Origin of the sequence: Geodermatophilus sp. CPCC 206100 (genome assembly GCF_048569675.1) — a bacterium.
Lineage (GTDB): Bacteria > Actinomycetota > Actinomycetes > Mycobacteriales > Geodermatophilaceae > Geodermatophilus.
The window spans coordinates 83,935-97,171 of record NZ_JAQISV010000023.1 but is presented as its reverse complement, the minus strand read 5'-3'; the positions used below and the strand labels follow the sequence as shown (position 1 = coordinate 97,171).

Genomic DNA, 13,237 nt, shown 5'->3' with positions numbered 1-13,237 from the left:
CCGCCGGACCCCCGGGCTACGCGGCGTCGCGGCGCAGCAGCGACCACCCGCCGGCCGCGAGCGCCGCGGCCGACCAGCCGAGGAGGAGCAGGGTCGCCTGCGTCGCCGTCATGTCGGGCTCGCCGAGCAGCGTCCACACCGTGGCGGAGCCCGGCAGCAGCTCGCCGAGGTCGGCCATCCACCGCGCTCCGAAGGCGGGCAGCAGGAAGGGCAGGACGAGCTGCAGCAGGAAGACGGTCGCCAGCGCGCCCGCGGTGCTGCGCAGCAGCAGCCCCGTGCCCACGGCGAGCGCGCTGCCGGCGGCCAGCACGGCGGCGATCCGGCCCAGGCTGCCGGCCAGCTCGCCGGCGCCGAGGGTCAGGTCGGGGTCGATGAGGACGGCGGCGACGTCGGCGGCCAGCGCCAGCAGCACCCCGGCGGCCGTCGCCGCCGCGACCGGGACGGCGATCCGCACGGCCAGCAGCACGCCCCGGCGCGGCGTCCACTGCAGGGTCGGGCCGATCCCCCCGGTGGCGTACTCCGGCGTGACCGCGAGCAGCGCGAGCACCAGCAGCGCGAACTGCCCGGGCAGCACGCCGAACTCGCCGGCGAACGTCGCCGGGACGAGCCCGCCGGACCCGTCGCCGCCCGCCTCGTCGTAGGCGGCGGTGGCCCCCATCCCGACGATGGTGACCGCGGCGGCCAGCAGGCACCACCACGTCGTCCGCACGGTGCGCAGCCGCAGCCACTCGGCCGCCGCCGCGCGAACGGCGACGGTCGCCGTCCCCGGTTCGGCGGTCCGGACGGCGACGCTCCCCGCGGTCACCGCCGCACCTGCCCGGCCGGCTCGAGCTCGTCCGCGACGCGGTACTCCACGCTGGCCCCGGTCAGGTCGAGGTAGACCTGCTCCAGGGAGCTGCGCTCCTCGGCCAGCCGGTGGACGGCGACCCCGGCGGCCAGGGCGAGGTCCCCGACCGTCTCGGCGTCCGCCCCGCCGACCAGCAGCTCGCCGTCGCCTGCGGGGTCGACCTGCAGGCCGTGCCGCGCCAGCGCCTGCGCCAGCCGGTCGGGGGACGGCGTCCGCACGCGGACCTGCCGCCGTGCCCCCTCGCTCCGCATCACCTCGCGCATCGAGGCGTCGGCGATCAGCCGGCCGCGGCCGATGATCACCAGGTGGTCGGCGGTCTGCTCCATCTCGCTCATCAGGTGGCTGGACAGCAGCACGGTGCGCCCCTCGTCGGCGAGCCGCCGCACCAGGCCGCGGATCCACCGGACCCCGTCGAGGTCCAAGCCGTTCATCGGCTCGTCGAAGACCAGGACGCCGGGGTCGCCGAGCAGCGCCGCGGCGATGCCCAGCCGCTGGCGCATGCCCAGGGAGTAGCCGCGCACCCGCCGCCGGGCGGCCGTGCCCAGCCCGACGAGGTCGATGACCTCCTCCACCCGCTGCCGGGGGATGCCGGCGGTGCGGGCGGCGACCCGCAGGTGGTCGCGGCCGCTGCGCCCGGGGTGCACGGCGCCCGCGTCGAGCAGGGCGCCGACGGCCCGCAGCGGTTCGCCCATCCCGGTCACGGGGCGGCCGGCCACCAGCGCCCGGCCGCGGGTCGGCCGGTCGAGGCCCAGGACCATGCGCATGGTGGTGGACTTGCCGGCGCCGTTCGGGCCGAGGAAGCCGGTCACCGCGCCGGGCAGCACGTCGAAGGTCAGGTCGTCGACGGCGCGCACCGCGCCGTACTGCTTGGTCAGCCCGCGCACCTGGATCACGCGCACGGCTCCGGAGGACGGCGGCGGTGCGAGCGCCGCGGGGAGGAGGCAGGAGTCATGGCACCGAGCGTGTCGGGACCGGTCCCCGGTCCGCGTCACCCCACAGCGCCGACCTGGCTCCCCCGCGCGGGGGAGGAGGACGAGGCACGCGCGGGGGAGCCGCCCGGCGCACGGGACGGCGAGGATCGGGCCATGACCTGGACGACGCCCCTCCCCGGCCCGCCCGGGCAGCCCCTGCGCCGGGTGCGGGCCTTGCTGGCCGCCGCCCGCCCCGGCTGGCGCCGCCGCGCGCTGTACGCCCTGGCCGGCCTGCCCCTGGGGGCGCTCTACCTGGCCCTGTTCCTCGGCCTGTTCGGCTCGGTCGTCGCGGTGGTCTACGGCGTCGGCGTGCTGCTGGTCCTGCTGGTGCTCGCCGTCGCCCGCGGGTTCGCCGGCCTCGAACGCCGGCTGGCGCGCGGGCTGCTCGGCGTCGCCATCCCCGACGGCGTGCGGGTGCGCGACCAGCGCGGCGTCATCCGCCGGGTTCTGCGCCTGGTGCTCGACGCCAGCACCTGGCGGGCGCTGGGGTGGCTGGGCGCGCGCGTCCTGATCGGCGCCGCCACGCTGGCCACCGTGTTCTTCGGCGCCGTCGCCTTCGTCGCCCTGGGCTGGGCCACGGACTGGAACGTGCTCACCGCGGTGCCGCTGCTGGCGCTCATGGCGGCGGTCGTGGGCCTGACCCTGGTGGTGCTGGAGCTGCTGGTCCGCCTGGCCGCCGCGGCGGCACCGCTGCTGCTCGGGTCGGCCGCGGAGCAGCGCATCGCCGAGCTGCAGCAGAGCTCCCGGCGGCTGGCCGACCGCAACCGGCTGGCCCGCGACCTGCACGACACGATCGGGCACGCGCTGACCGCCAGCCTCCTGCAGGCCACCGCGGCGCGGCGCACCCTCGTCCCGGCCGGGGACCGTCCCGTGCAGGCGGACTTCGCCCGGCAGGCGCTCGAGCACATCGAGACCAACACCCGCACCGCGCTCTCCGAGCTGGACCGGGTGCTCAGCGTGCTGCGCACCGAGGGCGGCCCGGGGTCCCCGACACCGTTCGCGCCGCCCGGGCTGGCCGACCTCGACGACCTGCTGGCCGGCCTGCGCGACGGCGGGCTGCCGGTCGCCCTGGTGGTGGACGGCGACGTCGAGGAGGTGCCCGCGACGCTGCAGGAGCTGGCCTACCGCGTCGTCCAGGAGGGCACCACCAACGTGCTGCGCCACGCCGGCTGCCCGCTCACCGTGGCCCAGGTCGCGCGCGGCGAGGACACCCTGGTCGTCCGGGTGTGCAACGAGCGGGCCTCGCAGCTGGACAGCCGGCCCGGGCCCGGAGGCGGGCGCGGCCTGGCCGGGCTGCGGGAGCGCGCGGCCGCCGCCGGCGGCACGCTGAGCGCCCAGCCCACACCCTCCGGCGGGTTCGAGCTGTGCGTCACCCTCCCCGTGGCCGGGACCGCGTGACGCCGAACGGCCTGCGCCTGCTGCTGGTCGACGACGACGTCCTGGTCCGCTCCGGCCTGCGGGTGATCCTCGAGAGCGAGCCGGACCTCACCGTGGTGGGCGACGCCGGCACCGGCCGCCAGGCGCTGGAGGTGGCGGCCCGCACGGATCCGGACGTCGTCCTGATGGACGTGCGGATGCCCGACATGGACGGCATCGCGGCCACCGCCGCCCTGGTGGCCCGGGATCCGCAGCGGCCGCGCGTGCTGGTGCTGACCACGTTCGAGGACGACGACTACCTGTTCCGGTCGCTCCAGGCCGGCGCCAGCGGGTTCGCGCTCAAGCGCTCGGACCCCGACGAGCTGGTCGACGCGATCCGCGTCGTCGCGCGGGGCACGTCACTCGTGCTGCCCGACCTCACCCGGCGGCTGATCGCCGCGCACGTGCCCGCCCGGCTGCGCGGCGCCGCCGCGCTGCCCGAGCTGACCGGGCGCGAGGCGGACGTGCTGCGGCTGGTCGCCGCCGGCCGGTCCAACGCCGAGATCGCCACCGAGCTGTACCTGAGCCGCGAGACGGTCAAGACACACGTCAGCAGCGTGCTGCTCAAGCTGGGTGCCCGCGACCGCACGCAGGCCGTCATCGCGGCGTACGAGAGCGGGTTCATGGCCCTCTGAGCACGGCCCTCTGAGCGCGGCAATGTGAGCGCGTCAGGCCATCGGGGTGAAGCCGGGCAGGTGCCCGCCGAGCCAGGTCGTCCAGCGCGGGGCCTCCCGGTCGGCCGCCCCGGCTCCGCCATCCCCGAACAGGGGCCCGCGCACCGCGACCGTCGTGCCGCCGTAGTCGAACGTCCCGATCTCGAGGACGCCGGGAGAGGGCCGCTCGACGTGCAGGGTGACGGTGCGGGGGGCGACGTCGACGACCGTGCCCGTGGTGGGGGGTGCGCCGGCGTCCAGCTCCACCCGGTCGCCCACCGTGGCGGCGGCCAGGCCGAGGGAGGTGAGCAGCTCGCGGGCGACGTCGTCGGGCGAGCGGTCGGCGACGGCGCCGAAGACGAGCAGCTGGGTGGCCCGCTGTCCCGGGAAGTGCGTCAACGCGAGGCGCAGGCAGCCCAGCGCGCCCCGCCATCCCTCGTCGGTGCCCTCGAGGTGCTCCTCCCAGCCCGCGCCGTCGGCGAAGAAGCCGCTGACCAGCCGGACGACGCACGTGCCGCCGTGCCGCGCCTCGACGAGCAGCTCGGTGGCCCACGGCGGCGCGTCGGGGTGGTCGGGATCCCAGTCGCGCTCCTCGTAGGCGAAGCGGTGCGGCGGCTCCCAGGCGGTGACGACCCCCTCGGAGTTCCCGAACGGCCCGTGGTGGGTCACGATCCGGCCGCCCTCCCGCTCCTCGACCTCGGCGGGCACGAACCAGGTGCCGATGCCCGGTCCGGTGGCGATGGCCCGCCACACGTCCTCCGGGGCGCCGGGGACCTCGACCTCGTGCGCGGAGACGCGGGCGGTGGGTTCGTCGGGGTCGTAGCGGGTCACGCGTCCTCCTCGATGGGCGTACCGACGGGGACGTCGGCGGGAACGGGGTGCACGCCGACGAGGACGCGGTGCCAGCGGCCCGCGGCGGCGGCCTCGTCGTGGTAGCGGGCGACCAGGCGGGTGACCGTCGCCGCGAGCTCGTCGGCGAAGGCGGCACGGTCGCCGGGGGAGGCGAACCGGACGTCGGCGTCCAGGGCGAGGACCGGCAGCGGTGCGCCGGCCCGCCGTGCGCCGGCCGCCATCCCCCCGACCTCGCGGAGCAGCCGCCCCGCGAGGGCGAGGAGGTAGGCGGCCGACAGGCGGTCGCGCACCCGCCGGGAGTCGGCCGCCGCGTCGCCGAGGGCGCCGGGGGACACCAGGTACCCAGCGGCCGTGGCGACCAGCAGCCGCTCGGTGAGGCCGCCCCACCGCCGTGTCCCGGCCGGCTCGACCAGGCCGTGGTCCTCCAGCTTGCGCAGGTGGTAGTTGACCTTCTGGCGGCTGAGCCCGACCCGCTCGGCGAGTGCCGCCGCCGACGCCGGGGTGCGGAGCTCGGCCAGCAGCCGGGCACGCACGGGCTCGAGCGCCACGGCCGCAGCCGCCGGGTCGCTGATCACGTCTACCGCCTCCACGGCTCCACCGTGGCTTTGACAGACAAAGCTGTCAAGGGTCGGAGTTGCGGGGGGTGTGACCGGCGGCGTTCGCTCGCGGCACCGACCGAGCAGCCCTCCCGAGAGGGGACGTCCCGTGCGACGCAGGGTCCCGCTCGCGCCGATCTCGACGGCGCGCCAGCTCCCGAGGCCGGCCGAGCTGCGCGAGCTCGTGCGGTTCCGGCGCCCCCGGCTCCGTCCGACAGAACGCCGGCTGAACGCGGCGCTCACCGTGCGGGACCTGCGGAGGGCCGCCACGCGCACCACCCCACGAGCCGTCTTCGACTACGTCGACGGCGCCGCGGAGGAGGAGATCACCGCGGCGCGCAACGTCGCGGCCTACCGGCGGGTGACCTTCTGCCCCGACGCGCTGAGCTCCGTCGCCGACCCGGATCCCGGCGTCGACCTCCTGGGCCGGCGCATCGCGCTGCCGCTGGTCCTGGCGCCGACCGGCTACACGCGGATGATGCACCACCACGGCGAGGCCGCCGTCGCCCGCGTGGCCGGGCACGTCGGCATCCCGTACACCCTCTCCACGGTCGGGTCCACCTCGATCCCCGACGTCCGGGCCGCCGCACCCGGCGCCGACCTGTGGTTCCAGCTGTTCCTCACCGCCGATCCCCGGGTCAACGAGGAGCTCCTCGCGCAGGCCGAGGACGCCGGGTACTCCACCCTGCTGCTCACCGTCGACACCGCGGTCTCCGGCATGCGCCTGCGCGACGTGGTCAACGGCCTGACGATCCCGCCGACGCTGACCGCCCGGACCGTGGTCGACATGGCCCGCTTCCCCGGCTGGCTGCTCGCCAAGCTGACGACGCCCGGCATCACCTTCGCCGTCCTCGGTAGCGCGGTGCAGGGGAACCCCACCCCGGGCGAGGTCGCGAGCCTGATGTTCGACCCCGGCATGGACCTGACCGCGCTGGACTGGGTGCGCCGGCGCTGGCGCGGCCCCCTGCTGGTCAAGGGGGTGACCACGCCCGACTCCGCCCGCCGGATCATGGCGCGCGGGGCCGACGGCGTCGTCGTCTCCAACCACGGCGGCCGCCAGCTGGACCGCTCCGCCGCGACCCTCGACGTCCTGCCCGCCATCCGGCAGGCGGTCGGCGCGGACGCGACCGTGCTCATCGACGGCGGCATCCTGCACGGGCAGGACATCGTGGCCGCCCGGGCGCTCGGTGCCGACGCGGCGATGATCGGCCGCGCGTACCTCTACGGCCTCATGGCCGGCGGTCAGGACGGCGTCCTGCGGGCCTGCGAGATCCTCGCCGAGGAGTACCAGCGCTGCATGCAGCTGCTCGGGGTCCGCCGCAGCGCGGACCTCGGCCGGCAGCACGTCGCGTTCCGCCCGCACGGCGGCGGCGACCACCCCGGCGTGCCCGCCTGACCGTCCGATCCCGCAACGGGCCTTGCTGCGGTTGCCGCACCGCGCCGGACGTGCGGGAATGACGGGGTCCGGCACAGTCACCCTCATCCCAGGGGGACGCCATGACCACGACCCGCCCGTCCGCAGGACGCCCGGCCTCGGTCACCGACCTGTTCCCGACCAAGTACCTGCCTGCGCCGTCGGTGCGCGACCTGCCCGAAGCGCCGGGCTTCCGGCACGTCGTCGGGCCGGGGATCATCGCCGCCGGCGTCGGCATGGCCAGTGGCGAGTTCATCCTCTACCCCTACATCGCCTCCCAGGTGGGGCTGGTCTTCGTCTGGGCCGCCTTCGTCGGCCTGGCCACCCAGTACTTCCTCAACATGGAGATCGAGCGCTACACCCTCGCCACCGGCGAGACCGCGCTCACCGGCTTCAGCCGGTACTGGCGGCACTGGGGGCTGGTCTTCGCGGTCCTCGCCTACTTCGCCAACATCTGGCCGGGGTGGGCGACGAGCTCGGCCACCCTGGTGACCTACCTGTTCGGCGGGAGCGTCGTCCCGATCGCCATCGGCATGCTGCTGCTGATCGGGATCACCCTGACGATGGCCCCGGTCGTGTACCAGGCGCTCGAGAAGATCGAGATGTTCAAGGTCGTCGCCGTCCTGGTCCTGATCATCGTCGCCTGCTTCTTCGCCATCGACGCCTCGGCGTGGGCCGACGTGCCGGACATCGTCACCGAGGCCGGCCTGCCGCACGAGGAGCTCGGCTTCGCGCTGCTGCTGGGGGCGCTGGCCTTCGCCGGGGCCGGCGGCGGGCAGAACCTGTGCCAGAGCAACTGGATCCGGGACAAGCGCTTCGGCATGGGCGCCTACGTGCCGCGGATCGTCAGCCCGGTCACCGGCCACCCGGAGGCCGCGCCGTCGACGGGGTACGTGTTCGAGCCGACGCCGGAGAACCTCGGCCGGTGGCGGCGCTGGTGGAAGCTGGCCAACACCGAGCAGCTGACCACCTTCGTCGCGATCAGCTTCCTGACCATCCTGTTCACCTCGCTGCTGGCCTACTCGACCGTGTTCGGCGAGGAGGGGCTGGCCAGCGACATCTCGTTCCTCGAGGTCGAGGGGAACGTGCTCAACGACACCGTGGGCGGCTGGTTCGGCACGTTCTTCTGGGTCATCGGTGCGATCTCGCTGTTCGCGGCCGCGCTGGGCATCGTCGACTACACCAGCCGGCTCGGTGCCGACGTCCTCAAGACCGCGTACCTGAAGAACACGAACGAGAGCAAGATCTACTTCGCGCTCGTCTGGGGCCTGGTCGCCATCGGCTGCATCGTGCTGCTCGCCGGGCTGGACCAGCCGCTGGTCCTGCTGGTCATCGCGGCGGTGACCGGCGGGCTGATGATGTTCATCTACTCGGCGCTGCTGCTGCTGGTCAACCGGCGGGTGCTGCCGCGGGAGATCCGGCCGGGCGGCGTGCGGGTGGCGGCGCTGGTGTGGTCGTTCCTGCTCTTCGGGTTCCTGTCCGTGCTGACCTTCAACGAGCAGCTGCGCACGCTGTTCGGCGGGTGAGCGCGTGGCCGCGGGGGCGCCGGGACGGGTGGTGACCGCGGGGGAGACGATGGTGCTGGTCGTGCCGTCGTCGCCGGGCCGGCTCCGGCACGCGACCGGCGTGGTGCTGTCCATCGGCGGCGCGGAGAGCAACGTCGCCATCGGGCTGTCCCGGCTCGGGATCCCGGCGAGCTGGGTGAGCGCCCTCGGCGACGACGAGCTCGGCGAGCTGGTCCTGCACCGGGTGCGGGCCGAGGGGGTCGACACCGCCGCCGTGCGCCGGGTGCCCGACCGGCCGACCGGGCTCTACCTGCGGGAGGAGGTCGCCGGGGCCCTGCGGGTGCACTACCTCCGCCGCGGCTCGGCCGCCTCGACGCTGGCCCCGGGGGCCTTCGACGCATCGGTCCTCGAGGGCGCGGCGTTCCTGCACCTGACCGGCATCACCGCGGCCCTGTCGCCCGAGTGCGCCGAGTTCCTGGCCTGGGCGGCCCGGACCGCCGCCGAGGCCGGTGTCCGGGTCAGCTACGACGTGAACTACCGCAGCCGGCTGTGGGAGCCCGCAGCCGCGCGCGCCGCCACGGAGGCGCTGCTGCCCTCGGTCGACGTCCTGCTCGTGGGGGACGAGGAGGCCGCGGCGCTCTGGGGCCGGGACCCGCAGAGCTGCCTCGAGCGGTTCCCGGACGCCGGCCCCCGAGAGGTCGTCGTCAAGCTCGGCGCCCGCGGCTGCACAGCCGTGGTGGACGGCGAGCGGCTGACCTCGCCGGGCTTCCCGGTCCGGCAGCTCGACCCCATCGGCGCGGGTGACGCGTTCGCCGCCGGGTACCTCGCCGCCACGCTGTGGGGGCAGGACCCGGGCGAGCGGCTGCGCACCGCCAACGGGATGGGCGCCTTCTGCGTGCAGAGCCTCGGTGACTACGAGGGGCTCCCCAGCCGCCGGGAGCTCACCGCTCTCCTCGACCAGACCGTCGACCTCGGGAGGTGACCGGCATGGCCGGGCCCGCGGACGTCCTGCAGGGCGTCTACGTCGCGAACGTGACGCCGTTCCGCGACGACGACCGGTACAGCATCGACGTCGACGCCTACCTCGCACACGCGCGGTGGCTCGCCACCACCGGTGTCACCGGCCTCGTCCCCTTCGGCACCAACGGCGAGGGCCCCTCGGTCGCTCCGCACGAGAAGCGCACGGTGGTGGAGGCGCTCGTCGCCGAGGCCGGGTCGCTGCAGGTCGTGCCGGCCGTCGCCGAGGGGAACCTGCCGGACACCCTGGACCTGCTGGCCGCCCTCGACGACCTGCCGGTCCGGGCGGTGATGGTGCTGCCGCCGTACTACTTCAAGCCCGTGGGGACCGACGGGTTGCGCCCGTTCTACGAGCGGGTCCTGGCCGCCACCCGCCACCCCGTCGCGCTCTACCACATCCCCAAGTACGCCGTTCCCCTGCCGCTCGACCTGGTGACCGCCCTGGCGGTGTGGGGCGTCAAGGACTCCGGGGGCGAGGCCGGCTACGCGCAGGCCGTCCGCGACGCGGGGAAGGGGGTGCTCCTCGGCAGCGAGGACGACCTCCCGGCTCGGCTGCCGACCGCGGAGGGCGCGATCTCCGCCCTGGCCAACGTCATCCCCGAGCAGGTGGTCGCGCTCTACGAGCACGTGCGCGCCGGCCGGGCCGACGAGGCGGCGGAGCTGTCGGGACACCTGCAGGCGGTCCGGGCCATGACCAAGGAGCACAGCTCGGCCGGGGTGCTCAAGCGCCTCGCCGAGCAGCGCCACGGCACCCCGATGGGCACCGTGCGGCCCCCGCTGGCACCGGTGCCGTCGTCCTTCGACGCCGCCGGTGCGGCCGCGCGCGCCACCGCCGGGCCCGTCCCCCGCGACCGCTGAGGAGGGCCGCGTGCGGGTGGTGGTGACCGACGCGGAGTACACGTCCCTCGACATCGAGGCCGGCGTCCTGACCGTCGCCGGCCACGAGCTGGTCCGCGCGCAGTGCCGCACCCCGCAGGACGTGATCGCGGCGGCCCGCGGCGCCGACGCGCTGCTCGTGCAGTACGCGCCCGTTCCCGCGGAGGTGCTGGAGGCGCTGCCGCAGCTGCGGTTGGTGAGCCGGTACGGCGTCGGCGTCGACGGCGTCGACCTCGACGCCGCCCGGGTGCGCGGGGTGTGGGTGTGCCACGTCCCCGACTACGGCACCACCGAGGTCGCCCTGCACGCGGTCGCGATGCTGTTGGCGCTGCTGCGCAACCTGACCGGGCACGACCGCGAGGTCCGGGCCGGCCGGTGGGACTACACCCTCGGGGGAGAGCTGCGGCGCCCGGGCGACCTGACCCTCGGGGGAGTCGGGCTCGGCCGCATCGGGCGGATGACCGTGGAGCGGGCGGCGCCCTGGTTCGGGGCGTGCGTCGGGTACGACCCGCACCTGCCCGACGACGCCTGGCCGCCGGGCGTGGAGCGGACGTCGCTGGCCGACCTGTTCGCCCGCAGCGACGCCGTGACCCTGCACCTGCCCCTGACCGAGGAGACGCGCGGCCTGGTGGGCGCCGACCTGCTGGCGCGGCTGCCCCGGGGCGCGGTGCTGGTCAACACCGCGCGCGGCGGGCTGGTCGATCCCGACGCCGTCCTGGCCGCGCTCGAGTCCGGCCGGCTCGGCGGCGTCGCGCTCGACGTGCTGCCCGAGGAGCCACCGCCCCCGGACTCCCCGCTGCTCCGCCACCCGCGCGCGCTGGTCACCCCGCACGTCGCCTGGTACTCCCGGCAGGCCGAGGAGGAGCTGCGGCGCAAGGCGGCCCAGAACGTCGTCGACTGGGCGCGGACCGGCCGGCCGACCCATGTCGTGGTGGAGGGGCGCTGACGCCGGGCAGGCCCCCGCGGCGGCGGCCGGTGTCCAGGGACGGCAGGCTGTGCCCGCCGGCGCGCCGCGCCGTCGACCCCTCGACCCGGAGGTGCACCCGCGGTGAAGTTGCTGCTGCCCGACTCGCTCCCGCTCCAGCCCGACCTGCCCGGGGAGGTCGTCGCGGTCGCCTACGACGCCTCGGCGCCCGTGCCCGACGAGCACCTGGACGCCGAGGCGCTGGTCGTGTGGGGCAGCTCGGGTGCCGACCTCGCGGCGGTCGCCGGCCGGATGCCGCGCCTGCGGTGGGTGCAGACGCTGGCGGCCGGACCGGACGCCGTGCTCGGCGCGGGGTTCCCCGCGGAGGTCGTCGTGACCTCCGGCGCGGGCCTGCACAGCGCGACGGTCGCCGAGCACGCCCTCGCGCTGGTCCTGTCGCTGGTGCGCCGGCTGCCGGCCGCGGCGCGGGCGCAGGCCGAGCACCGCTGGGCCCGCGAGCTGGGCGGCCTCCAGCCGCTGCACCCGGCGGGCCGGGTGACCACCCTGATCGACGCCCGCGTGCTCGTCTGGGGCTTCGGCGCGATCGGCCAGACCCTCGCGCCGATGCTGCGCCTGCTGGGCGCGCAGGTCCGCGGCGTGGCGCGCAGCGCGGGGGAGCGCGCCGGGTTCCCCGTCGTCACGGAGGAGGACCTGGACGCCGAGCTCGCGCGCACCGACGTCCTCGTCGTGATCCTGCCCTCGACGGACGGCACCGAGCGGGCCCTGGACGCCGCCCGCCTGGCCGCGCTGCCGGCGCAGGCGTACGTGGTCAACGTGGGCCGCGGGTCCACGGTCGACGAGGCCGCGCTCACCGCGGCGCTGACCGAGCGTCGCCTCGCGGGCGCGGCGCTCGACGTGACCGCCACCGAGCCGCTCCCGCCCGACTCGCCGCTGTGGGACGCACCGAACCTGCTCCTCACCCCGCACGCGGCGGGCGGGCGGCCGGTGGGCGCCGACGAGCTGGTCTCCGCCAACGTGGCGGCGCTGCTCGCCGGCCGGGAGCTGCGCAACGTCGTCCCCCGCTGAGGGTCGTGCGGCCCACCACATCCGGCCGACACGCCGGTCGGCGCCCACCCGCCGGGTAGAGGGGAGGGATGCCGCAGCCGCAGTTGAAGCCAGTACGGGAACAGGTCGTCGTCGTGATGGGCGCGTCGAGCGGGATCGGCCGCGCGACCGCCGCCCGCCTGGCCCAGGAGGGGGCGAGGGTCGTCGTCTCCGCCCGGGGCGAGGCCGGCCTCCGGTCGCTGGTCGAGGAGATCCGGGCCGCCGGCGGGGCGGCCTGCGCTGAGGTCGCCGACGTCACCGACCCCGCCCAGATGCGGCGGGTGGCCCAGCGCGCGGTGACCGAGTACGGCCGCCTGGACACGTGGGTGCACGCCGCCGCGGTCCTGCTCGTCGCCCCCTTCGCGGAGACGACGCCGGAGGAGTTCCAGCGCGTCATCGACGTGAACCTCATGGGCCAGGTCCACGGCGCGATGGCCGCCCTCCCGCACCTCGAGCAGCAGGGCGGCGCGCTGATCTGCATCTCGTCGATGGGGGCCAAGCGCGGCGTGCCGCTGCAGACCGCCTACTGCGCGTCCAAGCACGGCATCGACGGGTTCGTCGAGACGCTGCGGACGGAGGTGCGCCGCGCGCAGCTGCCGGTCAGCGTCACCAACGTCATGCCGGCGACGATCAACACGCCGCTGTTCGACCAGGCCCGGACCAAGATCGGCGTCAAGCCGGTGGCGCCGCCGCCGATCTACCAGCCCGAGATCGTGGTGGACGCCGTCCTGTACGCCGCGCAGCACCCGGTGCGCGACCTCGTCGTCGGCGGGTCGGCGAAGGCGCTGATCCTCGGCGAGAAGCTCGCCCCCCGCCTGGTCGACGCGCTCATGGTCCGGTTCGGCTTCGAGGCCCACGACACGGGGCAGCCGAAGCCGGCCGACGCCCCGGACAACCTGTTCGCCCCGCTGGACCGGTACGACACCGCCCACGACGGGTTCGACGCCAGCGCCTGGTCGCGCAGCCTCTACACGTCCCTGCAGCGCCTGCCGCTGGTCGGCCGGATCCCGCTCGCGGCCGACGCGCTCGCGCTGGCGGGGTCGGTGCTCAAGCCCCTGCTCCGCTGACCCGGCGCCGGGCCG

Annotated in this window: 13 protein-coding genes; 9 read left to right on the top strand and 4 right to left on the bottom strand. The window is 75.9% G+C overall.

The window, feature by feature from the left end; all coding sequences use genetic code 11:
* Positions 1 to 16: 16 nt before the first annotated feature.
* Complete coding sequence (locus PGN05_RS13325) at positions 17 to 805, bottom strand: hypothetical protein (RefSeq protein ID WP_419753032.1); 789 nt, start codon at positions 803 to 805, stop codon at positions 17 to 19.
* Positions 802 to 1,740: an ABC transporter ATP-binding protein gene (locus PGN05_RS13320; RefSeq protein ID WP_419753049.1), complete on the bottom strand. Its 939-nt coding sequence runs from the start codon at positions 1,738 to 1,740 to the stop codon at positions 802 to 804. The genes PGN05_RS13325 and PGN05_RS13320 overlap by 4 nt, the downstream gene beginning before the upstream one ends.
* 192 nt (positions 1,741 to 1,932) lie before the next feature.
* On the opposite strand from PGN05_RS13320, the gene PGN05_RS13315 reads away from it, so the two are divergent.
* Positions 1,933 to 3,216, top strand: coding sequence for a sensor domain-containing protein (locus tag PGN05_RS13315; RefSeq protein ID WP_419753031.1), 1,284 nt, complete (start codon positions 1,933 to 1,935; stop codon positions 3,214 to 3,216).
* Positions 3,213 to 3,869 (top strand): response regulator, encoded by a 657-nt coding sequence (locus PGN05_RS13310; RefSeq protein WP_419753030.1) that lies wholly within the window; start codon positions 3,213 to 3,215, stop codon positions 3,867 to 3,869. Before PGN05_RS13315 ends, PGN05_RS13310 begins: the two co-directional genes overlap by 4 nt.
* A gap of 33 nt (positions 3,870 to 3,902) precedes the next feature.
* Here the strand turns inward: PGN05_RS13310 and PGN05_RS13305 are convergent, their stop codons facing one another.
* Positions 3,903 to 4,718 (bottom strand): SRPBCC family protein, encoded by an 816-nt coding sequence (locus tag PGN05_RS13305; RefSeq protein ID WP_419753029.1) that lies wholly within the window; start codon positions 4,716 to 4,718, stop codon positions 3,903 to 3,905.
* Positions 4,715 to 5,329, bottom strand: coding sequence for an ArsR/SmtB family transcription factor (locus PGN05_RS13300; protein WP_419753028.1), 615 nt, complete (start codon positions 5,327 to 5,329; stop codon positions 4,715 to 4,717). The genes PGN05_RS13305 and PGN05_RS13300 overlap by 4 nt, the downstream gene beginning before the upstream one ends.
* Before the next feature lie 115 nt (positions 5,330 to 5,444).
* Here PGN05_RS13300 and PGN05_RS13295 point away from each other — a divergent pair, with 115 nt between their 5' ends.
* The 7 genes from PGN05_RS13295 (at position 5,445) to PGN05_RS13265 (ending at position 13,222) form a co-directional block, all read left to right on the top strand.
* Complete coding sequence (locus PGN05_RS13295; protein ID WP_419753027.1) at positions 5,445 to 6,731, top strand: alpha-hydroxy acid oxidase; 1,287 nt, start codon at positions 5,445 to 5,447, stop codon at positions 6,729 to 6,731.
* 101 nt (positions 6,732 to 6,832) lie between these two features.
* Positions 6,833 to 8,275 carry an Nramp family divalent metal transporter gene (locus tag PGN05_RS13290; RefSeq protein WP_419753026.1) on the top strand — a complete coding sequence of 481 codons (1,443 nt, stop codon included), beginning with the start codon at positions 6,833 to 6,835 and terminating at the stop codon, positions 8,273 to 8,275.
* Positions 8,276 to 8,279: 4 nt separating this feature from the next.
* Positions 8,280 to 9,236, top strand: coding sequence for a sugar kinase (locus PGN05_RS13285; protein WP_419753025.1), 957 nt, complete (start codon positions 8,280 to 8,282; stop codon positions 9,234 to 9,236).
* Between the two features lie 5 nt (positions 9,237 to 9,241).
* Positions 9,242 to 10,129, top strand: coding sequence for a dihydrodipicolinate synthase family protein (locus PGN05_RS13280; RefSeq protein ID WP_419753024.1), 888 nt, complete (start codon positions 9,242 to 9,244; stop codon positions 10,127 to 10,129).
* A 10-nt stretch (positions 10,130 to 10,139) separates the two neighbouring features.
* A complete protein-coding gene (locus PGN05_RS13275) occupies positions 10,140 to 11,093 on the top strand; it encodes a C-terminal binding protein (protein WP_419753023.1) in 954 nt (317 codons plus the stop codon).
* A 102-nt stretch (positions 11,094 to 11,195) separates the two neighbouring features.
* Positions 11,196 to 12,137, top strand: coding sequence for an NAD(P)-dependent oxidoreductase (locus tag PGN05_RS13270; protein WP_419753022.1), 942 nt, complete (start codon positions 11,196 to 11,198; stop codon positions 12,135 to 12,137).
* A 68-nt stretch (positions 12,138 to 12,205) separates the two neighbouring features.
* A complete protein-coding gene (locus tag PGN05_RS13265; protein WP_419753021.1) occupies positions 12,206 to 13,222 on the top strand; it encodes an SDR family oxidoreductase in 1,017 nt (338 codons plus the stop codon).
* Positions 13,223 to 13,237: the final 15 nt, after the last annotated feature.

What these genes read in the sequence shown, in the direction of transcription:
- PGN05_RS13290 (WP_419753026.1), top strand. Translation starts at nt 6,833, where the DNA reads ATGACCACGACCCGCCCGTCCGCAGGACGCCCGGCCTCGGTCACCGAC.
- PGN05_RS13315 (WP_419753031.1), top strand. Translation starts at nt 1,933, where the DNA reads ATGACCTGGACGACGCCCCTCCCCGGCCCGCCCGGGCAGCCCCTGCGC.
- PGN05_RS13280 (WP_419753024.1), top strand. Translation starts at nt 9,242, where the DNA reads ATGGCCGGGCCCGCGGACGTCCTGCAGGGCGTCTACGTCGCGAACGTG.
- PGN05_RS13265 (WP_419753021.1), top strand. Translation starts at nt 12,206, where the DNA reads ATGCCGCAGCCGCAGTTGAAGCCAGTACGGGAACAGGTCGTCGTCGTG.